Here is a 20,458-nt window from a genome sequence, read left to right as displayed (position 1 = left end):
GCCCGGGTCAGAACATGCCGTACCCGGGGGCCGCCCCGGCCAGCCAGATGAGGGCCAGGAGCGTGTCGATGGCGCCCAGGACCAGGGCGACCAAGGCCGGTACCGGGCGGGAGCCCGCCCAGGTGCCGCCCATGGCGAGCCAGCCGCAGACGATCGCCACCGGGCCGAGGATGATCCCCAGCACGAAGAAACCGGCGACCGCGCAGATGACTCCGACGACTCCGAGCGTCGCGCGATCCGGCCCGGACCGTGACCACGTCCGGCCACGCGTGCGGGGGTGCCTGCGCGTTCCGTGTCCGAAGCTCGCCATCATCAACTCCCTCAAGGGATTGGTTGTTGTGGCGGGTACCCCCGCTTCGGCGGTGAATTCACCCCGTACGGAACGCGGAAGGGGCCGCCGTACGCGCGCCGCTCCCCTCCAGCGGCGCGCGTGCGGAGCGACCCCGGTCCCACGGTCCGTCAGATGTGACCGACGCCCGCGCCCGCCTCCGCGTTCTCACCGCGCTTGGTGAGGAAGGCGACCAGCACCGCCACGGCGGCGACTCCGGCGGCGACCAGGGACGCCAGGCTCATGCCGGAGATGAAGGTGTCGTGCGCGACGTCGGTGATCTTCGCGGCGATCTCCGGCGGGGTGCCCTCGGCCACCGGGGCCACACCGACCTGCACGGCCTCGGATGCCTGTCCGGCCTGTTCCGGGGTGAGCGGCGGGAGTCCGGCCTTCGTCCAGTTGCCCTCGAGGTCGCCGTCGACCTTGGAGGCCATCACGGCGCCGAGCACGGCCGTGCCGAGGCTGCCGCCGATCTGCATGGCGGCCTGCTGGAGACCACCGGCGACACCGGAGAGTTCGAGCGGCGCGTTGCCCACGATGACCTCGGTGGCGCCGACCATGACCGGAGCGAGGCCGAAACCGAGGAGGGCGAACCAGAGCGACATCGCGGCGCTGCCGGTGTCCGTCTCCAGCGTCGACATGCCGTACATGGCGAGCGCGGTGAACGCCATGCCGCCGGCGAGCGGGATGCGCGGGCCGACCTTGGTGATCATCACTCCGGCCAGCGGCGAGCCGACGATCATCATGCCGGTGAGCGGGAGCAGGTGCAGGCCGGCGTCGATCGGGCTCATGCCGTGCACGTTCTGCAGGTAGAAGGTGACGAAGAACAGGCCGCCCATGAAGGCGATGGCCATCAGGACCATCAGCACGACACCCGCGGAGAGCGGGACGGAGCGGAACAGGGCCAGCGGGATCAAGGGCTCCTTGACCTTCGTCTCCCAGAAGGCGAAGAGCAGGAAGCCGAGCACCGAGGCGGCGATGAACCCCCAGGTCTTGCCGTCGCCCCAGCCCCACTCCGGAGCCTTGATCAGCGCCCAGACGAGGCAGAACATCGCGGCCGACAGCAGGGCTATGCCGAGCAGGTCGAAGGAGCGCGGGGCGTTCTCCGCGCGGTGGTCGAGCAGGATCCACACACCGAGCGCGACGGCGAGGACGCCGACCGGCACGTTGATGAAGAACACCGACTGCCAGTTGACGTGCTCGACGAGGACGCCGCCGAGGATCGGGCCGCCCGCGGTGGAGGCGCCGATGACCATGCCCCAGATGCCGATGGCCATGTTGAGCTTCTCGGCCGGGAACGTGGCCCGCAGCAGACCCAGCGCGGCCGGCATCAGCAGCGCGCCGAACAGACCCTGGAAGACCCGGAAGGTGACGACCAGCGCGATGCTGTCGGACAGGCCGATGGCCCCCGACGCGGCGGCGAAGCCGACGACACCGATGAGGAAGGTCTGGCGGTGGCCGAAGCGGTCACCGAGCTTGCCCGCGGTGATCAGGCAGACCGCGAGGGCGAGGAAGTAGGCGTTGGTGATCCACTGGAGCTCCGACAGCGAGGCGCCCAGGTCGTCGCCGATGGCCGGGTTGGCGATGGCCACGATGGTGCCGTCGAGGGCCACCATCATGACGCCCACGGCGACGGTGATGAGGGTGAACCAGGGGTGCCCGCGCAGCCCCTTGCCCGGGGTCCCGTCCGACGGGGCGGCCGGCGTGCCGTCCCCCGGCCCCGTCGTGTCGATGGTGGTCTGACTAGTCATGCGTTCGAGGCTAGTGACAGCCACTGACAATTGACAAACCAATTCACCAGTCGGTAACTGACACGACATGCGCATATAGCCTGAACTGGGGGAACGGTTCGAGGAGGAGCGATGGAGACGGTCGGGACCGCCGTGGGCGCAGCGCCGCGGCCGGGCCTGCGGGAGCGCAAGAAGCGGCGCACCCGGGACGCGCTGGTCCGGGCCGCGCTGGAGCTGATCGCCGCGCGCGGGTACGAGGGGACGACCGTCGACGACATCGCCGCGGCCGTCGACGTCTCGCAGCGCACCTTCTTCCGTTACTTCGCCAGCAAGGAGGAGGTGGCGTTCTTCGTCCCCCGGCTCGCGGAGTCGCGCGTCGTCGGGGCCGTGCGCGCACGTCCGCCGGGCGAGGCGCCGCTGGAGGCGCTGCGCCGGGGCGTGCTGGACAGCTGGGACGACATCGACGCGGCCGTCGAGCAGCTCGTCCCGCTGGAGCTGCACCTGCGCGTCTACCGGGTGATCGAGTCGACGCCCGCCCTGCTCGCCGCCCATCTGCGCCGTGCGACGGAGCTGGAGGAGGAGCTGGCGCGCGTCATCGCCGACCGCGAGGGGCTCGACGTGGACGCCGACCCCCGGCCGAGGATCCTGGTGGCCGCCTTCGGCGGGGTGGTCCGGGTGGCGGAGCGGCGCTGGTCCGCCGGGGACGACGTCAGCTCGGCGGCCATGCGGGACCTGATGGCGGCCTGTCTGGACCAGGTGGGTCCGGCGCTCGCGGGGAACTGGCGTACGGATCGATCCCCGAATCGGCACAACGAAACGTGATACCGGTCACTTGATTCACGCGAGACACTCCCGTTCTCCTAGTGTGTCCTTTCAGTGACTTCCTTCGACACCTCCCCGCAATCGAACGTCTGGCGCGCGTTGCTCGCGCTCGCCGTCGTCTTCGTGATGCTGGCGACCACGGGCTGGACGGCTCTGCGCCATCAGCGCCATCCCGCCCCGCTCGAGGCGTCGCTCGACGCCTGGGAGCACGGCCGGATCGCCGGCCACCGGCTGCCGGACCCGCAGTCGGCGCCGACGCGGCTGGCCCGGTTCTTCGCCTCCCTCACCGAGGGGCAGCGCGCGGGTCTCGCCCGCCGCTATCCGCTCGCGGTCGGCAACATGAACGGCGCACCGGTCCAGCTCCGCTACCGCGCCAACCGCATCGCGCTGGGGCAGGCCCGCGAGGTCGAACTCGAGCGCGTGCACGACGAACGCCTCACCGCCTCGGGCCAGCGGCAGGCGACGCGCCGGATGGACCGCTTCGAGGCGCTGATGCGCCCCGGCCGGCACATCCTCGCCTTCGACCCGTCGGGCTCAGGGCGGGTCGCCGAGGTCTTCGGCGACCTGCGCGGGGCCGAGCGGATCTCGGTCGTCGTCCCCGGCGTCGACACCGACCTGCTCACCTTCCAGCGCACCCGGCGCACGTACGCGGCCCCCGTCGGCATGGCGAAGTCCCTGTACGCGGCCGAACGCGACGCCGCCCCCTCGACCCGGACCGCCGTGATCGCCTGGGCCGACTACACCGCCCCCAGCGGGGTCGGCATGGACGCGGCCACGGCGATGCGCGCCGAGGACGGCGCGCTGCGGCTGGACGCGCTGGTGCGCGGGCTGCCCGGGATCGCCCCGGTCTCGCTGTTCTGCCACAGCTACGGCTCCGTGGTGTGCGGCGTCGCCGCGCACAGGCTGCCGGACCGGGTGGCCGACATCGCGGTGGCCGGCAGCCCCGGCATGCGGGCGGACAAGGCGTCCCACCTGCGCACCACCGCCCGGGTGTGGGCGATGCGGGACGCCGACGACTGGATCCAGGACGTGCCGTACCTGGAGCTCGGCGGTCTGGGGCACGGGGCCGACCCGGTGGCGGCGGGATTCGGCGCGCGGGTGCTGTCGGCGCGGGAGGCGAAGGGCCACGCCGGGTACTTCGAACCGGGCACGGAGAGTCTGCGGAACTTCGCCGAGATCGGTGTTGGCGCATACCGCGCGGTGTCCTGCGCGGACGAGGACGACGTGTGCCGGGCGGGTTTGTCCGGTACGACCACTACCGGACGCGCGTAGAGGCGGAGATACTGCGGTATGCGTGGGGAGGGGACTGAGGAGCTCGTGCCGCATACGATGAGCCGCATGGGTGATGTACTGGCCGGATTTCATGCCGCCTGGGAGTTCGAGTCCGACTCCGTGCTCATCCGTTACGAACGGGGGATTCGAACACCCAAGCTGTTCCAGGCACTCGGGGAGCGGCGCGTTCCGCTGGAGGCGATCGAGGGGGTGACCCTCACGCCCGGGAAGCGCGGGACCGTGGTCCTGCGGATCGAGCCCCGGCCCGGAGCCGATCCGCTGATGGAGGCCGCCTCCGGGCAGTTGAAGGAGAGCAGCGACCCCTACCGGCTGGTGCTGCCCGCCGAACGCGAGACGCTCGCCGAGTACTACGCCGACGAACTGCGCGCGCAGCTCACCGAGTCCGGGCCCGCCGAACGCCACCTGGTGGCCGCCCCCGAGGTGCCGCTGCAGTTCAAGGCGTACGACGGGAAGGCGACCTTCGACGGTACGGCGGTGTCGTTCCGGTGGTTCTGGACGGGGGCCTCGTCGGCGAAGTGGAAGGCCGGTGACCAGCGTTTCCCGGTCGGTGAGTTGAGCGGGGTGGAGTGGCGGTCGCCGGAGGTGTTCGAGGGGCATCTGCGGCTGCTGCGGCGGGAGGCGGGGCCGACGGTGCAGCCGGACCAGGATCCGGCCGCCGTGGTGTTCGGGCTGGGGTACGGGCCCGTGCACGAGTCCCTGCCGTTCGCCGCCGCCGTGCTGGCGGCGGTGCGCAGCTGTGCGCCGGTGCCGGCGGTGTCCACGGCGCGTGCGCGCCGTGACCCCGCGGACATCGCCGACCGGATCCGGCATCTCGGGGAGCTGCATCAGGCGGGGCTGGTGACGGACGAGGAGTTCTCCGTGAAGAAGGCGGAGTTGCTCGCGGAGCTCTAGCGTCCGCCGGGGGCGGTCGCCGTCCGGCCGCGGGCCGTCCGGGGCCGGTCGCGCCCGCGCGGCGGAGCCGCATGGTGATACGGCCCCGCGCCCCTGGGTGGGTCGTCCTACTCCCTGCCCGCGGAGGTGAACGTCATGTCCGCGTAGCGGGTGCCCGCCACCTGGGCCGCGATCGGGTCCAGCAGGGCCAGTTCCCCGTCGGTCAGGGTGATGCGGGTCGCCGCCGTGTTCTCCTCCACCCTGGCCGGCCTGCGGGTGCCCGGGATGGGGACGACCGGGAGGCCGTGGACCGCGGACCGCTGGTGGACCCAGGCCAGGGCGATCTGGCCGGGGGTGGCGCCGTGGGCCTCGGCCACGGAGCGGACCGGCTCCAGGAGGGCCGCGTTGGCCGCCGCGTTGCCGCCCGTGAAACGGGGTTGTTGGCGGCGGAAGTCGTCGGCCGTGAGGTCCTGGTCGGCGTCGACGAAGGAACCCGTGAGGAAGCCGCGGCCGAGCGGCGAGTACGGCACCACGGTCACGCCCAGTTCGCGCGCGGCCGGTACCACCCTCGCCTCGATGTCCCGGCTGAACAGCGACCACTCCGACTGCACGGCGGCGATCGGGTGCACGGCGTGCGCGGCGCGCAGTTCGCCGGCCGTGACCTCGCTCAGGCCCAGCTGCTTGACCTTCCCCTCGCGCACCAGCTCGGCCATGACGCCGACGGTCTCCTCGATCGGCACGTTCACGTCGCGCCGGTGCATGTAGTAGAGGTCGATCACGTCGACGTCCAGGCGCTTCAGGCTCGCCTCGACGGCCTCACGGACGTACGGCGCGTCGTTGCGGATGATCCGCCGGGTCGGGTCGTCCGGCGGGATCGACAGGGCGAACTTGGTGGCGATGGTCACCTCGTCCCGGTGCGCCTTGAAGAACGGAGCGAGGAACCGCTCGTTGTCGCCCGCGCCGTACGCGTCCGCCGTGTCGTACAGCGTGACGCCGAGTTCCAGGGCCCGCTCCAGGGTCGCCCGGGAGGCGTCCGCGTCCACGGGGCCGTAGGCGAAGCTCATGCCCATGCAGCCGAGGCCCTGCACGCCCACCGGGGGGCCGCCCTCGCCCAGCGCGGCCGTGCCGATCCTGCTGGTGTCGGTCATCGTGTCCTCTCCGACGCCAGGGCGCGCCCGGCGTCCGCGTAGAAACCGATCTTGCGGTCGAGCACGGCGAGCGTGCCCTGGAGTTCGGCGATCCGGGACAGTACGTCCTCGCGGGTCCGCCGGAGCAGCTCGAAACGCTCGGTGTACGTGTGGTCGCCCGCGCGGACCAGCTCCGCGTACCGCACCATGTCCGCGACCGGCATCCCGGTCAGGCGGAGCTTGCCGACGAGGGCGAGCCAGTCGAGGTCGCGGTTACTGTAGCGCCGCTGCCCGGTGTGGGACCGGTCGATGTGCGGCATCAGCCCGATGCGCTCGTACCAGCGCAGGGTGTGCGCCGTCAGCCCGGTGAGGGCGACGACCTCGCTGATCGTGTACGTGTCCTCGCCGTCCGGCCGACGGTTCCCCTGCGGCGGTCCGGCGCAGGTGTCGGTTGTGGTACCCGTGGTCTCCATCACCGTCATGACCTCCACGCTAGATCCCTGGAGCGCACTCCAGGCAAGCGGCGCCGCAAGAAATGAGCGGGACGTGGGAGCCCGCGGCCGATTGGCGTGCGGGCATGACGACCTCTGTACGCCGGGCGACGCCGAAGGCGCGGAGGACCCCCTGCCGGAGCCGGCCCGCCGAGCGCTTAGGCTCGACGGCATGTCGCTGAAGAGCCTCGCGCTGATCGAGAACTGGCCGGTTCCCACCGCCGCGGCGGGTGTCGTACGGGCGGACGGCACCGTCCTGGGCACGCACGGCCCGGCCGGCCACCGCTTCCCGCTGGCCTCGGTCACCAAGCCGCTCGCGGCGTACGCGGTGCTCGTGGCGTACGAGGAGGGCGCGATCGAGCTGGACGAACCGGCGGGCCCGGAGGGCTCGACGGTCCGGCACCTGCTCGCGCACACCTCGGGGCTGGCCTTCGACGAGCACCGGGCGACCTCGGCGCCGGGTGAGCGGCGGCTGTACTCGAACGCCGGGTTCGAGCAGCTCGGGGACCACGTCGCGAAGGCGACGGAGATCCCGTTCGCGGAGTACCTGCGGCAGGCGGTGCTGGAGCCGCTGGGGATGACGTCGACCTCGCTGGAGGGCTCCCCGGCGAAGGACGCCGTCTCCACGGTGGACGACCTGCTGCGGTTCGCCGCCGAGGTGCAGGCCCCGCGCCTCCTCGACCCCCGCACGGTCGCCGCGGCGATGACGGTCCAGTACCCCGGCACCAAGGGCGTCCTGCCGGGCTACGGCCACCAGAACCCCAACGACTGGGGCCTCGGCTTCGAGATCCGCACCTCCAAGTCCCCGCACTGGACGGGCGCGTCGTCCTCCCCGCGCACCTTCGGCCACTTCGGCCAGTCGGGCACGTTCCTGTGGATCGACCCGGACGCGGGCGCGGCCTGCGCGGCCCTGACGGACCGCGCCTTCGGCCCCTGGGCGATCGAGGCGTGGCCGCCGCTCACGGACGCGGTGCTGGCGGAGCTGCGCGGCTGAGTCCGGCCTCGAACCACACCGTCTTGCCCCGTCCGTCGGGGCGGACGGTGACGCCCCACCGGTCGGTGACCGCGTCCACGATCACCAGCCCGCGCCCTCCCTCGCCGAGCCCTCCGCCGACGGCCGGCGCGGGCAGCTCGGGGCAGTCGTCCGCGACCTCCACCCGCACTCCGCCGGGCCGGAGCAGGAAGCAGATGCGACAGCGGCGTCCGGGGACGTGCCGTACGACGTTGGCGACCAGCTCGGTGAGGGCCAGCTCGGCGGCGTCGGTCACGTCGGCCAGCCCCGAGCCGACGAGGTACAGCCGCAGGATGCGGCGCAGATGCCGGGCCGAGTGCTCCCCCATGGCGAACTCGGCGTGATACTCGCTGGGGATGTCCGCCGCCCGCGGACCGGTTATGTGATTCACACCACGATGCCGCAACGCTGCGCTCACGCTCGACCACGGAACGAAACGAACGCCGTGGGGCGTTCAAGTGAGGTGCCGCCGTGGTCCACATTCAGTCACTCGACCCCACCGCTTCCCCGCTCGACCTGCTGGTCACTGAGCGGATCTTCGGCCCGCTCGGCGCGGCCGTCCAGGCCACCCGCTTCGTCGTTCTGGCCACGCATCCCACTCTGCGGGAGGATTCCGACCGCATCGATGACGCCGAGGAGGCACTCGATGACGGTGTCGCCGTCGATGATCCACGGGTGGCTCAAGTGGCCTTCGAACGGCACGCCTTCGAAAGCGCCCTGCAGGCCGTCATCGAGGAATCCGGCCTGGGTAAGGACGACGATGCCCTCTTCGACGCCTGGGACACTTTGCACCCTGCCACCGCCGATGACGGCGAGAGCGAGGCCGACCTCGGCTCTGGCAGGCGGGAGGCCGACTCCATGAGCGTGTTCGAAGCCACCGGCAAGATGCCCTACGACTTCTCCCCGGCCCGCCTGCGCTGTATGGAACTGGCGGAAGAACTATCCGCCCAAGACTCACCCGCTACCTAAAACACGGCCTGGGGGAACCGCGATGGAAAGGAACCGGACCGATCGACGTCACCGGTCTTCCGGCCAAGACGGTCTCTCTCCATCCGCCGCCGGCAACCTTCACCCTCATGGCCCTGAGCCGGGCCGAACGCAACGCCTCCTGCGCCGAAGTCCACCTGGCCTCCGTACTTTCGCCCCGCCCGGCGTCCACCAGCCGCGTCCCAAGGTCCTCAGACGGAACGCCCCGCAGAACTCGACCCGTTGAGGCCCCGGCGACCCGCCGGGCGGGCCCCCGCTAAACGGCCCGCATCTCCCACAGCAGCAGCTCCGCCGGTGCGGTCGCGGCGGCCGCCTCCACGTCCTTCGGGTCCGTGAGGCGGGCCGCGTCGCCCGGGCGCAGTTCCTCGCCGGCCAGGCGGACGGCGCCGCGGACGACGTGGACGTACACGTACGCGGCGTCGGGTACGGCCGTCCGCTCCCCCGCCCCCAGCCGGCGTACGTGGAGCGTCGCGCCCGCCTCCGGGAGGGCGTACGGGGTGGAGTCGGCCACGCCGCGGACGACCTCGTAGGACGGGTCGCCGCCGGACTCCAGCGGGGCCAGCCACATCTGGAGGAAGGTGAGGGGGGCGGAGCCCGCGTTGCGTTCCACGTGGCGGACGCCCGACGCGGCGCTCAGGCGCTGGACGTCGCCGGGGCGGATCACCGTCTCCCGGCCCGTGGAGTCCCGGTGGGTCAGCTCGCCCTCCACCACCCAGGTCACGATCTCGGTGTGGCTGTGCGGATGCTCGTCGAAGCCGGCGCCGGGGGCCAGCCGCTCCTCGTTGCAGGCGATCAGCGCGCCGAAGCGGAGGTTGTCCGGGTCGTAGTGGGGGCCGAAGGAGAAGGCGTGCCGGGTCTCGATCCCGGCCGCCGGATCACCGCCCTGGTAGCGCTCGTGCGCGCGCCGTACGTCCGTCACACGGTCCACCGTAGACCCGGCGACACGCGCGGCCGTACCGATAAGGCAGTCTTGTGCCCGTGCCCGAACCCGAAACCAGCACCCCCGAATCCGCAGCGCGCCCCGCCCATCCGCACACCGCGACGTTGCGACGGCTGGAGAAGTCGTCCGGCAGCCTCGCCGCGCAGGCGATCACGCGGATGGACGAGACGCTGCCCTGGTACCGGGCCATGCCCCCGGAGAACCGTTCCTGGATCGGTCTGGTCGCCCAGGCGGGCATCGCCGCCTTCACCGAGTGGTTCCGGCACCCCGACGCCCCGCAGGCCATCTCCACCGATGTCTTCGGCACCGCACCGCGCGAGCTGACCCGGGCCATCACGCTGCGGCAGACCGTGGAGATGGTGCGCACCACCATCGAGGTCATGGAGTCCGCCATCGACGAGGTGGCGGCGCCCGGCGACGAGAGCGTGCTGCGCGAGGCGCTGCTGGTGTACGCGCGGGAGATCGCCTTCGCCACGGCCCAGGTGTACGCCCAGGCCGCGGAGGCACGGGGTGCCTGGGACGCGCGGCTGGAGTCACTGGTGGTGAACGCGGTGCTCAGCGGCGAGGCCGACGAGGGGGCCGTGTCGCGGGCCGCCGCCCTGGGGTGGAACTCGCCCGAGCACGTGTGCGTGGTGCTGGGCACCGCGCCCGACGGGGACTCCGAGCTGACCGTGGAGGCCATCCGGCGGGCCGCCCGGCACGCCAAGCTCCAGGTGCTGACCGGGGTGCTCGGCAACCGGCTGGTGGTGATCGCGGGCGGCAGCGACAACCCGCTGGCCGTCGCCAAGTCGCTGATCGGACCGTACGCGGCGGGGCCGGTGGTGGCGGGCCCGGTGGTGCCGGACCTGCTGGCCGCGACCAGGTCCGCGCAGGCCGCCGCGGCGGGCCTCAAGGCGTGTTCCGCCTGGCAGGACGCCCCGCGCCCGGTGCTGGCGGACGACCTGCTGCCGGAGCGGGCGATCGCCTCGGACCCCTCGGCCCGTGAGCAGTTGGTGGAGGAGATCTACAGACCGCTGGAGGAGGCCGGGGCCGCACTGCTGGAGACGCTCAGTGTCTACCTGGAGCAGGCGAGCAGCCTGGAGGGCGCGGCGCGGATGCTGTTCGTTCACCCCAACACCGTGCGTTACCGGCTCCGACGTGTGACTGACGTCACCGGATGGTCACCCTCCGATGTACGCTCTGCGTTCACGCTGCGGATCGCACTGATCCTGGGGCGTCTGGCTGATGGCGATCCTCATCCTTGACCTTTTGTCGGGGCCCCACAAAACCGCCTGCTGTTCTTCGTCCTTGTCCCCACGGGCGGCCGTGGCCGTCCCCAAGAGAGAGTGTGAGAGTGCTCGTACTCGTCGCTCCTGGCCAGGGTGCCCAGACTCCCGGCTTTCTGACTGAATGGCTCGACCTTCCCGGTGCCGGGGACCGCGTCGCCGCGTGGTCCGACGCCATCGGGCTCGACCTCGTCCACTACGGCACGAAGGCCGACGCGGACGCGATCCGCGACACGGCCGTCGCCCAGCCGCTGCTGGTCGCGGCCGGGCTGCTGTCCGCCGCGGCACTCGGTGACATCCGGCCGGGCGCGGTCGCCGGCCACAGCGTCGGTGAGATCACCGCCGCCGCCCTCGCGGGCGTCCTCGACGACACCGCCGCGCTCTCGCTGGTCCGCAAGCGGGGTCTGGCCATGGCCGACGCCGCCGCGATCACCGAGACCGGTATGGCGGCGCTGCTCGGCGGCGACCCCGAGGCGACCGTGGCGCACCTGGAGAAGCTGGGCCTGACCCCGGCGAACATCAACGGGGCGGGCCAGATCGTCGCGGCCGGCACCAAGGAGCAGCTCGCCGCGCTGGAGGCGGACAAGCCCGAGGGCGTGCGCCGGGTCGTCATGCTCCAGGTCGCCGGCGCCTTCCACACCCACCACATGGGCCCCGCGGTCGACACGCTGGCGAAGGCCGCCGAGGCCCTGACGCCGGGCGACCCGCGGGTCACCTACGTGTCGAACAAGGACGGCAGGGCGGTCGCGACCGGCGCCGAGGTGCTGCAGCGCCTGGTCGGTCAGGTCGCCAACCCGGTCCGCTGGGACCTGTGCATGGAGACCTTCAAGGAGCTCGGCGTCACCGCCCTCCTGGAGGTCTGCCCCGGAGGCACGCTGACCGGCCTGGCCAAGCGCGCCCTGCCCGGCGTCAAGACGCTGGCGCTGAAGACCCCCGCCGACCTCGACGCGGCCCGCGAGCTCGTCGCCGAGCACGCCTGACGTCCCCTAAGGAGCCGACCCGCATGGCGAAGATCAAGCCCAGCAAGGGCGCCCCGTACGCGCGCATCCTCGGCGTGGGCGGCTACCGGCCCACGCGGGTCGTGCCGAACGAGGTGATCCTGGAGACGATCGACTCGTCCGACGAGTGGATCCGCTCGCGCTCCGGGATCGAGACCCGGCACTGGGCGTCTCCCGAGGAGACCGTCGCGGCGATGTCCGTCGAGGCGTCCGGCAAGGCGATCGCGGACGCCGGGATCGACGCCTCGCGGATCGGCGCCGTCGTCGTCTCGACCGTCTCGCACTTCAGCCAGACCCCGGCCATCGCGACCGAGATCGCCGACAAGCTGGGCACGGACAAGGCCGCCGCCTTCGACATCTCGGCCGGCTGCGCGGGCTTCGGCTACGGGCTGACGCTGGCCAAGGGCATGGTCGTCGAGGGCTCGGCGGAGTACGTGCTCGTCATCGGCGTGGAGCGGCTGAGCGACCTGACCGACCTGGAGGACCGGGCCACGGCCTTCCTGTTCGGCGACGGCGCGGGCGCGGTGATCGTGGGCCCCTCCCGGGAGCCCGCGATCGGCCCGACCGTGTGGGGCTCGGAGGGCGACAAGTCCGAGACCATCAAGCAGACCGTGCCGTGGACGGACTACCGCGACGGGACCGTCGAGAAGTTCCCCGCGATCACGCAGGAAGGCCAGGCGGTCTTCCGCTGGGCCGTGTTCGAGATGGCGAAGGTCGCCCAGCAGGCGCTGGACGCGGCCGGGATCACCGCGGACGAACTGGACGTCTTCATCCCGCACCAGGCCAACGTGCGGATCATCGACTCGATGGTGAAGACCCTGAAACTGCCGGAGCACGTCACGGTCGCCCGTGACATCCGCACCACCGGCAACACCTCGGCCGCCTCGATCCCGCTCGCGATGGAGCGGCTCCTGGCGACCGGCGAGGCGAAGAGCGGCGACACCGCGCTCGTCATCGGCTTCGGGGCGGGTCTCGTCTACGCCGCTACGGTCGTTACCCTCCCCTAGGCACTCCGTGCCGGATCATGCGTCCGGTACGCGGGGAACCACCACCACATCCTCTGGAAACACAACGAAGGAGCGCCATCATGGCCGCCACTCAGGAAGAGATCGTCGCCGGTCTCGCGGAGATCGTGAACGAGATCGCCGGCATCCCGGTTGAGGACGTCCAGCTGGACAAGTCCTTCACCGACGACCTGGACGTCGACTCGCTGTCCATGGTCGAGGTCGTCGTCGCCGCCGAAGAGCGCTTCGACGTCAAGATCCCGGACGACGACGTCAAGAACCTCAAGACGGTCGGCGACGCGACCGACTACATCCTCAAGCACCAGGCCTGAGCCCTGCCGGGCCTTCCGTCCGTACGGAAGGCCCGGGGGCCGGGAGCCCCGGCCCCGCCACCCGGCGGTGGCGCCGTACGAATCCTCGTAATCCGTTGGAGAAAGAATTCCGATGAGCCCGACCAATCGCACCGTGGTCGTCACCGGTATCGGCGCAACCACACCGCTGGGTGGCGACGCAGCCTCGACCTGGGAGGGACTGGTCGCCGGACGTTCCGGCGTCAAGGCCCTCACGGAGGAGTGGGCCGCCGAGCAGGCGGTCCGTATCGCGGCCCGGGTGGCCGTGGAGCCCACCGAGGTCATCCCCCGGCCGCAGGCCCGCCGTCTGGACCGCTCGGCGCAGTTCGCGCTGATCGCGGCCAAGGAGGCGTGGGCCGACGCCGGCTTCGAAGCCAGGGCCGGCGAGGACCCGAACGTCGACCCGGACCGGCTCGGCGCGGTCATCGCCTCCGGCATCGGCGGTGTGACGACCCTGCTGGACCAGCACGACGTGCTGAAGGAGAAGGGCGTACGCCGCGTCTCCCCGCACACCGTCCCCATGCTGATGCCGAACGGCCCGTCCGCGAACGTGGGTCTCGCGGTGGGCGCCCGCGCCGGTGTGCACACCCCGGTCTCCGCGTGCGCGTCGGGTGCCGAGGCCATCGGTTACGGCATCGAGATGATCCGCACCGGCCGTGCCGACGTCGTCGTCGCGGGCGGCACGGAGGCGGCGATCCACCCGCTGCCGATCGCCGCGTTCGGCAACATGATGGCGATGTCCAAGAACAACGACGACCCCGAGGGCGCCTCGCGCCCCTACGACATGGCCCGTGACGGCTTCGTCATGGGCGAGGGCGCGGGCGTCGTCGTCCTGGAGTCCGCCGAGCACGCCGCCGCGCGCGGCGCCCGCGTGTACGCGGAGGCGGTCGGTCAGGGCATCTCGGCCGACGCGCACGACATCGTGCAGCCCGAGCCGGAGGGGCGGGGCATCTCGCACGCCCTGCAGAACCTGCTGGAGCGGACGGACCTGGATCCGGCCGAGATCGTGCACGTCAACGCGCACGCGACGTCCACCCCTGCGGGGGACGTCGCGGAGCTGAAGGCGCTGCGGAAGGTGTTCGGGGACCACGCGGACCACTTCGCGGTCTCCGCGACGAAGTCGATGACCGGGCACCTGCTCGGCGGGGCGGGTGGTGTGGAGTCGGTGGCCACCGTGCTCGCGCTGTACCACCGGGTGGCTCCGCCGACCATCAATGTCGAGAACCTCGACCCCGAGGCCGAGGCGAACGCGGACGTGGTCCGGGGTGAGGCGCGGAAGCTGCCCGTGGACGGGCGGATCGCCGCGCTGAACGACTCGTTCGGGTTCGGTGGGCACAACGTGGTGCTGGCGTTCCGGTCCGTGTGACACGGGCGTCGGCGGGATGAAGGGCTTCCACCTTCGGGTGGGGGCCCTTTTCCGTGCGTCGCCGCCGGGGTGGGTGTGCCGGGAGTTTCTTCGCCCCCTCCGCCCTCACCCGTCCCGTCCTCAAGGGGCTCCGCCCCTTCGACCCCGGGGGGATCGGTCGGGTGCGGGTCCGTGGGGGCTGGTCGCGCCCGCGCGGCGGAGCCGCATGCCGGCACAGCCCCGCGCCCCTTTCGGGGCGCGTTTTCGCTAGACCACCTGGTGGAGCCAGCGGACCGGGGCGCCCTCGCCCGCGTAGCGGAAGGGTTCCAGTTCGTCGTCCCAGGGCTTGCCGAGGAGTCGGGCGATCTCCGATTCGAGGTCGGTCTCCTCGGTCCGGGAACGGACCAGGGCGGCGCGGAGGCGGTCCTCGGGGATGAGGATGTCGCCGTGGATGCCGGTGACGGCGTGGAAGATGCCCAGGTCGGGGGTGCAGCTGTAGCGCTCGCCCTCGGCGGCGGGGCAGGGTTCCGAGGTGACCTCGAAGCGCAGCATCTGCCAGCCGCGCAGCGCCGAGGCGAGTTGGGAGGCGGTGCCGGCCTGGCCCTGCCAGGAGAACTCCGAGCGCCAGGTGCCGGGGGCGGCGGGCTGGCGGATCCAGTCCAGGCTGACGCGCGTGCCGAGCACCCCGGCGATGGCCCACTCGACGTGCGGGCACAACGCGCGCGGCGCGGAGTGCACGTACAGAACTCCACGGGTCGTCACCGGAACCTCCGGGCTGAGCGGGTCGTCTTGGAACGGACGGAACGGCCGCGGCCCGGGCGGACCACGTTGATGGCGAGGCTACCGTGCGACGGCGCAAGGAGTGTGACGTACCGTCGGTCCCGGTGCCGGGAAACCTGCCTCATTCACCCGGCAGGACGCCTGTACGGGTGGGGGTGGGAACCCCCGTACGTTGTCATGGGCGGGGGACGGACCGGTCACGACGCGCGGGGAGGCCACGGATGGAGCAGGCGACACGGAGGCGCGGGCGCCGTGCACGGGCCGTGCTCGCCGTGGTGACGGCCGCCGTGCTGGGCGTGGCCGGCTGCGACGCCGTCGGCGGTGACTCCCCCGCCCCGTCGGGGATGGGGGCCCGGAAGGGGCGGCCGTCCCCGAAGCCCACGCCCGTGTGGGACACCCGCCCGGACTCGGTCGCCGCCGTGGGGGACTCCATCACACGCGGCTTCGACGCGTGCGCGGTGCTGACGGACTGCCCCGAGGTGTCGTGGGCGACGGGGGACAGCGCGGAGGTCGACAGCCTCGCCGTGCGGCTGCTGGGGCGGGCGGGGGCGGCCGAGCGGAGCTGGAACCACTCGGTGACCGGGGCCCGGATGGCGGATCTGCCGGGGCAGATGGCGCGGGCGGTGCGGCGGAGCCCGGAGCTGGTGGCGGTGATGGCCGGGGCGAACGACGCCTGCCGGGAGACCACGTCGGCGATGACGCCGGTGGCGGACTTCCGCGCCGACTTCGAGGAGGCGATGCGCACGCTGCGCCGGGCACTGCCCAAGGCGCAGGTGTACGTGGCGAGCGTGCCGGACCTGATGCGGCTCTGGTCGCAGGGGCGGACCAATCCGCTGGGCAAGCAGGTGTGGAAGCTGGGCATCTGCCCGTCGATGCTGGGCGACGCGGACGCCCTGGACGCGGCGGCGACGCTGCGGCGCGAGACGGTGCAGGACCGGGTGGAGGACTACAACGAGGTGCTCGCGGAGGTCTGCGCCGAGGACCGCCGCTGCCGCTCCGACGGCGGCGCGGTGTACGAGTACCGCTTCGGCACCGGCGAGCTGAGCCGCTGGGACTGGTTCCACCCCAGTGTCGACGGACAGGCCGAGCTGGCCGAGATCGCGTACCGGACGGTCACGGCGAAGCGGCCGTGACCTATTGTTTCGCACATGAACGAACTCTTCGGCACACTTTCCGACGGCACGCCGGTGCACCGCTGGACCTTGGAGCGGGCGGGCGTACGGGTCCGGATCCTGTCCTACGGCGGCATCGTGCAGGACGTCGAGGTGCCGGACCGGGACGGACGGACCGGGAGCGTGGTGCTGGGGTTCTCCGACCTGGACGGCTACCTCCGGCATCCGGACCCCTTCCTGGGCGCCCTGATCGGCCGGTACGCCAACCGGATCGGGGGCGCCCGCTTCTCCCTGGAGGGGCGCGAGCACACGCTCGCCGCGAACAACGGGCCGAACTCGCTGCACGGCGGTGAGCGGGGCTTCGACAAGCGGGTGTGGGACGTCCGCCCGGTGGCGCACGGCCTGCGGCTGTCCCTGGTCAGCGCGGACGGCGAGGAGGGCTTCCCGGGCCGCCTGGAGGTCTCCGTGACGTACACGCTGGACGAGCGGGGCGCGCTGGGGATCGCGTACGAGGCGGTGACGGACGCGCCGACGCACGTGAACCTGACGAACCACTCGTACTGGAACCTGGCCGGCTCGGGCAGCGCGGCCGGGCACGAGCTGCGGCTGGCGGCCTCCCGCCACACCCCGTCCGACGCGGACCTGATCCCGAGCGGTGAGCTCGCCGACGTCACCGGCACCCGCTTCGACTTCCGCGAGGCGCGCAGGGCCGGCACCGGGTACGACGACAACTTCGTGCTCGACAAGGGGGTGACGGCGGCTCCCGAGGAGGTCGCCGAGCTGTACGACCCGGCGTCGGGCCGGGTCCTGACGGTGGCGACCACCGAGCCCGGGATGCAGCTGTACACCGCGGACCACATCGGGGAGCCCTTCGCCCCCGGTGACGGCATCGCGCTGGAGACCCAGCACTTCCCCGACTCCCCGAACCGTCCGGAGTTCCCGAGCACGGTCCTGAGGCCGGGCGAGGTGTTCCGCTCCGAGACGGTGTACGGCTTCGGCGTGCGCTGACCCGGCCGGCCCGCGCACGCACAAGCCCCGGTCCGGGGTCAGGGTCCCGGACCGGGGCTGCTCATGCGGGTGCTTCCCGGATCCGACGTTAATCCCCGTCGTGCTCCGGCGGCCCTCCATCAGACTGCCCGCTTCAATCCCGTACGAACCTTTCACATCTCTTTTTCCGGGCCGGCCCCGTCACGGCCCCACCGCGGCCGCGCCCGAACACCCGCACCGTGGCGTGATCCACCGCGGTCAGGCGATACTGCGGCCTTCCGGCATCCCGTACCCCCACGACGACGGAAGGCCCAACCCCCTTGAGATCCGTACGTGTTCGCATCGGTGTCCTCGGTCTGGCCCTGCTGACCGGCCTCGCCGCCCCCACGACCGCGACCGCCGCCGAGCCGGCCCCCTCCCCCACCGTCGAGGAGCGCCGCCTGGACGGGGCCGTCCCGCAGGAGATACTCCGCCGCTCCGGATTCGCCGACGTGGCACCGGACTTCGCCCGTGCGCTCGACCGCGCGCACACCTACGCCCAGGCCCGCCGTGCCGTCGTGCGCGAGGGGGCGGAGCTGTGGCGCAGGGCCGTCGACCGGGCGCAGGGGCGCGGTCCGGCGGGTGGTGACCTCAGCCGGGACGACGACCGGCCGCTGTACTGGGCGCGGCTCGGGATGACCCGTGAACTGCGCACCTGGGAGCCGGGGTTCCGGCTGGACGAGGAGCGGCGGGCGCGGCTGCTCGACGAGTTGGAGCGGACCTCGCGCGGGCAGACCGCGATCCGCTATCCGCACGGCAGGGGCGTGAAGCGGATCCTGGTGACCGGTTTCGACCCGTTCACCCTGGACCGGGACATCCGTATCTCCAACCCGTCCGGTGCCGCGGCGCTCGCCCTGGACGGCACGGTGATCGAGACCGCGGACGGCCCGGCGCGCATCGAGACGGCCGTGTTCCCGGTGCGCTGGCGGGACTTCGCGCGGGGAACGGTGGAACGGGCGCTGCGGCCGCACCTGCCGGGGATCGACCTGTTCACCACCGTCAGCCAGGGCCGGGTGGGCCGTTTCGACGTCGAGCGGACCAACGGGGCGTGGCGGGGCGGCTTCGGGGACAACGAGAACACCGGCCGCACGGAGACGATCCCGGTCACCGACCCGGCCTCGCAGCCGCAGTGGACGTCCACGACGCTGCCGTACGCGCGGATCGTCGCCGCGGAGACCGGGCGGTTCCCGGTGTACGACAACACGGGCGTGACGGAGATCCCGGCGGGCGGCACCGAGCCGGTCGTACGGCCCCAGGGGCCGACGCCCGGCTCGACGGCGCGGGCCGGGGGCGGCGGGGACTACCTCTCCAACGAGATCGCCTACCGGGCGACGCTGCTCCGGGACCGGCTCGGGCTGCACGAGGAGCTGCCGGGCGGGCACGTGCACACGCCCGTCCTGCAGTTCGGCGCCGGGAACACCACCGAGGTCACCGACCCCGGGTTCGTGCGGAACCGGCTGGACATCATCGCGCAGGTGCGGTCGATCGTGACCGTGGCGGTCAGTGCGACGGGGCGAACGCGAGGCTGACGCCGAGGCCGGCCAGGACGGACCCGATCACCTTGTTGAGGACCCTCTGGCCGCGCAGCATCAGGGCGCGCATCCGGTCGTGGGAGAAGAACACCGCGACGACGCCGAACCACAGCAGGTGGGCCAGCGACATGAACAGGCCGTAGCCCGCCTGCTGGAGGACCGGGGTGCCGGGGCTGACGACCTGGGCGAAGGTCGAGACGACGAAGAGGGTCGTCTTGGGGTTGAGGACGTTGGTCAGGAAGCCGGTGCGCAGCGCCGCGAACGGGGTCAGCCCCGTCCCGTTCGCCAGGTCGACGGTGACCTCGCCGCGGGTGCGGAAGGTGCGGACGCCGATGTACACGAGGTAGGCGGCGCCGACCAGTTTGACGACCGTGAACAGGAAGGCCGAGGAGGCGATCAGCAGCCCGACGCCGAGCATCGTGTAGGTGACGTGCACCAGGACGCCGGCGGCGACGCCGAGCGCGCCGAGCACGCCGGTGCGGCGGCCGTAGAGGTAGCTGTTGCGGACCACCATGGCGAAGTCGGCGCCGGGGGCGATCACGGCCAGGACGGTGATGACGGCGACGGCGAGCAGCTCGGTCACGACGGAACGCCCTCCTCCTCGGCCTCCTCGCCGCCGTCCCCGGCGGTCTCCTCACCGAGCAGGTCGCGTGCCATGAGGGTGGCGCCGGCGACCGCGCCGGGCATCAGGAACACGGCGACGAACGGGACGAGGAAGGCCACCGCCAGGGGGGTGCCGAAGCCCCACACCAGGGTCTTGCGGGACCGCAGCAGGCCGAGCCGCTCGCGCACCTCGACCCCGCGCCGCTGGAGCGCGACGGCGGTGAGCTCCTCGGTCAGGAAGAACCCGGTGACGAAGAACCCGATCACCGGTACGACGGTCTGCCCGGCCACCGGGACGAAGCCGAGCCCGAAGAGGAGCACGCCCCACAGGAGGGCCCGTACGACGATGCGGAGGCTGTCGCGGGCCGAGATCCACAGCTCCCGCCACAGCGGCAGCCCCGACTCGGGCGCGGTACCGTCGGGCGAGACGTCACGGTCGACCTTCTCGGAGAGGTTCTCGTAGAACGGCTGCCCGACCAGCAGGGTCACCGCGGTGAAGGTGAGCACGGACAGCAGCAGTCCGAGCGCGAACAGCACGGCGGTGAGGAAGCCGCGGAACAGTCCGGCCCAGGGGCTGGACCAGTCGTCGGCGAACGGGGTCGCCCACGTGACGAAGTCCTCCCCCCAGAGCGCCAGCGCCACCAGCGCCGCCGCGTACAGCACGAGGGTGATCAGCCCCGGCAGCAGTCCGAACCCGAACTGCCTGCCGTGCCGGACCACCCACCGCTGGCCCTTCAGGAGATACCGGAAACCCGCCCCAAGATCGCGCATGGGGAGACCCTATCGGGGCGCCCTCCTCCCTGGTACGGGCGAGGGCCGCACCCCACGTCCAAGGGTGCGGCC

21 protein-coding genes and 1 pseudogene are annotated in these 20,458 nt (G+C 72.3%); 13 read left to right on the top strand and 9 right to left on the bottom strand.

Features of this window, described 5'->3' with window-relative positions:
* Nucleotides 1–7: 7 nt before the first annotated feature.
* Both ACFY3N_RS06780 and ACFY3N_RS06775 read right to left on the bottom strand, forming a co-directional pair.
* A complete protein-coding gene (locus tag ACFY3N_RS06780; RefSeq protein WP_390815571.1) occupies nt 8–313 on the bottom strand; it encodes a small hydrophobic protein in 306 nt (101 codons plus the stop codon).
* Nucleotides 314–459: 146 nt separating this feature from the next.
* On the bottom strand, nt 460–2,079 hold the full coding sequence (locus tag ACFY3N_RS06775) for an MFS transporter (protein ID WP_390815546.1): 1,620 nt from the start codon (nt 2,077–2,079) through the stop codon (nt 460–462).
* Nucleotides 2,080–2,190: 111 nt separating this feature from the next.
* Here ACFY3N_RS06775 and ACFY3N_RS06770 point away from each other — a divergent pair, with 111 nt between their 5' ends.
* The 3 genes from ACFY3N_RS06770 (at nt 2,191) to ACFY3N_RS06760 (ending at nt 5,064) form a co-directional block, all read left to right on the top strand.
* The gene (locus tag ACFY3N_RS06770) at nt 2,191–2,880 is read left to right on the top strand and encodes a TetR family transcriptional regulator (protein ID WP_390815545.1); all 690 of its coding nucleotides are present in this window, start codon (nt 2,191–2,193) and stop codon (nt 2,878–2,880) included.
* 54 nt (nt 2,881–2,934) lie between these two features.
* Entirely contained in the window at nt 2,935–4,152 is a 1,218-nt protein-coding gene (locus ACFY3N_RS06765) for an alpha/beta hydrolase (protein WP_390815544.1), read from the top strand.
* A gap of 66 nt (nt 4,153–4,218) precedes the next feature.
* Nucleotides 4,219–5,064, top strand: a complete 846-nt coding sequence (locus ACFY3N_RS06760) for a DUF4429 domain-containing protein (RefSeq protein ID WP_390815543.1) — start codon at nt 4,219–4,221, stop codon at nt 5,062–5,064.
* Nucleotides 5,065–5,171: 107 nt separating this feature from the next.
* Here the strand turns inward: ACFY3N_RS06760 and ACFY3N_RS06755 are convergent, their stop codons facing one another.
* Both ACFY3N_RS06755 and ACFY3N_RS06750 read right to left on the bottom strand, forming a co-directional pair.
* Nucleotides 5,172–6,191 carry an aldo/keto reductase gene (locus ACFY3N_RS06755; RefSeq protein WP_390815542.1) on the bottom strand — a complete coding sequence of 340 codons (1,020 nt, stop codon included), beginning with the start codon at nt 6,189–6,191 and terminating at the stop codon, nt 5,172–5,174.
* Entirely contained in the window at nt 6,188–6,652 is a 465-nt protein-coding gene (locus ACFY3N_RS06750) for a MerR family transcriptional regulator (RefSeq protein ID WP_390815541.1), read from the bottom strand. The genes ACFY3N_RS06755 and ACFY3N_RS06750 overlap by 4 nt, the downstream gene beginning before the upstream one ends.
* Before the next feature lie 181 nt (nt 6,653–6,833).
* On the opposite strand from ACFY3N_RS06750, the gene ACFY3N_RS06745 reads away from it, so the two are divergent.
* A complete protein-coding gene (locus ACFY3N_RS06745; RefSeq protein WP_390815540.1) occupies nt 6,834–7,655 on the top strand; it encodes a serine hydrolase domain-containing protein in 822 nt (273 codons plus the stop codon).
* On the opposite strand, the gene ACFY3N_RS06740 is transcribed toward ACFY3N_RS06745, so the two are convergent.
* A complete protein-coding gene (locus tag ACFY3N_RS06740) occupies nt 7,621–8,064 on the bottom strand; it encodes an ATP-binding protein (RefSeq protein WP_390815539.1) in 444 nt (147 codons plus the stop codon). The two genes, ACFY3N_RS06745 and ACFY3N_RS06740, sit on opposite strands and share 35 nt — an antisense overlap.
* Nucleotides 8,065–8,189: 125 nt before the next feature.
* On the opposite strand from ACFY3N_RS06740, the pseudogene ACFY3N_RS06735 reads away from it, so the two are divergent.
* Nucleotides 8,190–8,642, top strand: a pseudogene (locus tag ACFY3N_RS06735) (MerR family transcriptional regulator); the annotation flags it as partial.
* Between the two features lie 274 nt (nt 8,643–8,916).
* On the opposite strand, the gene ACFY3N_RS06730 reads toward ACFY3N_RS06735, so the two are convergent.
* Entirely contained in the window at nt 8,917–9,588 is a 672-nt protein-coding gene (locus tag ACFY3N_RS06730; RefSeq protein WP_390815538.1) for a pirin family protein, read from the bottom strand.
* A 50-nt stretch (nt 9,589–9,638) separates the two neighbouring features.
* On the opposite strand from ACFY3N_RS06730, the gene fasR reads away from it, so the two are divergent.
* The 5 genes from fasR (at nt 9,639) to fabF (ending at nt 14,583) form a co-directional block, all read left to right on the top strand.
* Nucleotides 9,639–10,844 (top strand): fatty acid biosynthesis transcriptional regulator FasR, encoded by a 1,206-nt coding sequence (fasR, locus tag ACFY3N_RS06725; RefSeq protein ID WP_390815537.1) that lies wholly within the window; start codon nt 9,639–9,641, stop codon nt 10,842–10,844.
* An 89-nt stretch (nt 10,845–10,933) separates the two neighbouring features.
* On the top strand, nt 10,934–11,845 hold the full coding sequence (locus ACFY3N_RS06720; protein ID WP_390815536.1) for an ACP S-malonyltransferase: 912 nt from the start codon (nt 10,934–10,936) through the stop codon (nt 11,843–11,845).
* Between the two features lie 23 nt (nt 11,846–11,868).
* Nucleotides 11,869–12,870 carry a ketoacyl-ACP synthase III gene (locus ACFY3N_RS06715; protein ID WP_390815535.1) on the top strand — a complete coding sequence of 334 codons (1,002 nt, stop codon included), beginning with the start codon at nt 11,869–11,871 and terminating at the stop codon, nt 12,868–12,870.
* 80 nt (nt 12,871–12,950) lie between these two features.
* A complete protein-coding gene (locus ACFY3N_RS06710; RefSeq protein ID WP_004931691.1) occupies nt 12,951–13,199 on the top strand; it encodes an acyl carrier protein in 249 nt (82 codons plus the stop codon).
* Between the two features lie 112 nt (nt 13,200–13,311).
* Complete coding sequence (gene fabF, locus ACFY3N_RS06705; RefSeq protein ID WP_390815534.1) at nt 13,312–14,583, top strand: beta-ketoacyl-ACP synthase II; 1,272 nt, start codon at nt 13,312–13,314, stop codon at nt 14,581–14,583.
* A gap of 246 nt (nt 14,584–14,829) precedes the next feature.
* Here fabF and ACFY3N_RS06700 read toward each other — a convergent pair whose 3' ends face one another.
* The gene (locus ACFY3N_RS06700; protein ID WP_390815533.1) at nt 14,830–15,324 is read right to left on the bottom strand and encodes a DUF3145 domain-containing protein; all 495 of its coding nucleotides are present in this window, start codon (nt 15,322–15,324) and stop codon (nt 14,830–14,832) included.
* 239 nt (nt 15,325–15,563) lie between these two features.
* Between ACFY3N_RS06700 and ACFY3N_RS06695 the strand changes: the two genes are divergently transcribed.
* From ACFY3N_RS06695 to ACFY3N_RS06685, 3 genes are all read left to right on the top strand, one after another.
* Nucleotides 15,564–16,475 carry an SGNH/GDSL hydrolase family protein gene (locus ACFY3N_RS06695; RefSeq protein WP_390815532.1) on the top strand — a complete coding sequence of 304 codons (912 nt, stop codon included), beginning with the start codon at nt 15,564–15,566 and terminating at the stop codon, nt 16,473–16,475.
* Between the two features lie 15 nt (nt 16,476–16,490).
* Entirely contained in the window at nt 16,491–17,462 is a 972-nt protein-coding gene (locus ACFY3N_RS06690; RefSeq protein ID WP_390815531.1) for an aldose epimerase family protein, read from the top strand.
* Between the two features lie 299 nt (nt 17,463–17,761).
* Entirely contained in the window at nt 17,762–19,009 is a 1,248-nt protein-coding gene (locus tag ACFY3N_RS06685; RefSeq protein WP_390815530.1) for a pyroglutamyl peptidase, read from the top strand.
* Here ACFY3N_RS06685 and ACFY3N_RS06680 read toward each other — a convergent pair.
* Both ACFY3N_RS06680 and ACFY3N_RS06675 read right to left on the bottom strand, forming a co-directional pair.
* Complete coding sequence (locus ACFY3N_RS06680) at nt 18,981–19,595, bottom strand: LysE family transporter (protein WP_390815529.1); 615 nt, start codon at nt 19,593–19,595, stop codon at nt 18,981–18,983. The two genes, ACFY3N_RS06685 and ACFY3N_RS06680, sit on opposite strands and share 29 nt — an antisense overlap.
* Nucleotides 19,592–20,386 (bottom strand): EI24 domain-containing protein, encoded by a 795-nt coding sequence (locus tag ACFY3N_RS06675; protein ID WP_390815528.1) that lies wholly within the window; start codon nt 20,384–20,386, stop codon nt 19,592–19,594. Before ACFY3N_RS06675 ends, ACFY3N_RS06680 begins: the two co-directional genes overlap by 4 nt.
* Nucleotides 20,387–20,458: the final 72 nt, after the last annotated feature.

The organism is Streptomyces sp. NPDC000348, from assembly GCF_042898795.1.
In the GTDB taxonomy this organism is placed as follows: Bacteria; Actinomycetota; Actinomycetes; order Streptomycetales; family Streptomycetaceae; genus Streptomyces.
The sequence above is the reverse complement of the archived record's forward strand: the minus strand, read 5'-3'. Positions and strand labels throughout refer to the sequence as shown.

Excerpts from the sequence above, each read along its gene's own strand:
- ACFY3N_RS06695 (WP_390815532.1), top strand. The coding sequence starts at position 15,564 with ATGGAGCAGGCGACACGGAGGCGCGGGCGCCGTGCACGGGCCGTGCTC.
- ACFY3N_RS06770 (WP_390815545.1), top strand. The coding sequence starts at position 2,191 with ATGGAGACGGTCGGGACCGCCGTGGGCGCAGCGCCGCGGCCGGGCCTG.
- ACFY3N_RS06715 (WP_390815535.1), top strand. The coding sequence starts at position 11,869 with ATGGCGAAGATCAAGCCCAGCAAGGGCGCCCCGTACGCGCGCATCCTC.
- ACFY3N_RS06755 (WP_390815542.1), bottom strand. The coding sequence starts at position 6,191 with ATGACCGACACCAGCAGGATCGGCACGGCCGCGCTGGGCGAGGGCGGC.
- ACFY3N_RS06750 (WP_390815541.1), bottom strand. The coding sequence starts at position 6,652 with ATGACGGTGATGGAGACCACGGGTACCACAACCGACACCTGCGCCGGA.
- ACFY3N_RS06780 (WP_390815571.1), bottom strand. The coding sequence starts at position 313 with ATGATGGCGAGCTTCGGACACGGAACGCGCAGGCACCCCCGCACGCGT.
- ACFY3N_RS06775 (WP_390815546.1), bottom strand. The coding sequence starts at position 2,079 with ATGACTAGTCAGACCACCATCGACACGACGGGGCCGGGGGACGGCACG.
- ACFY3N_RS06745 (WP_390815540.1), top strand. The coding sequence starts at position 6,834 with ATGTCGCTGAAGAGCCTCGCGCTGATCGAGAACTGGCCGGTTCCCACC.
- ACFY3N_RS06675 (WP_390815528.1), bottom strand. The coding sequence starts at position 20,386 with ATGCGCGATCTTGGGGCGGGTTTCCGGTATCTCCTGAAGGGCCAGCGG.
- ACFY3N_RS06690 (WP_390815531.1), top strand. The coding sequence starts at position 16,491 with ATGAACGAACTCTTCGGCACACTTTCCGACGGCACGCCGGTGCACCGC.
- ACFY3N_RS06710 (WP_004931691.1), top strand. The coding sequence starts at position 12,951 with ATGGCCGCCACTCAGGAAGAGATCGTCGCCGGTCTCGCGGAGATCGTG.
- ACFY3N_RS06760 (WP_390815543.1), top strand. The coding sequence starts at position 4,219 with ATGGGTGATGTACTGGCCGGATTTCATGCCGCCTGGGAGTTCGAGTCC.
- fabF (WP_390815534.1), top strand. The coding sequence starts at position 13,312 with ATGAGCCCGACCAATCGCACCGTGGTCGTCACCGGTATCGGCGCAACC.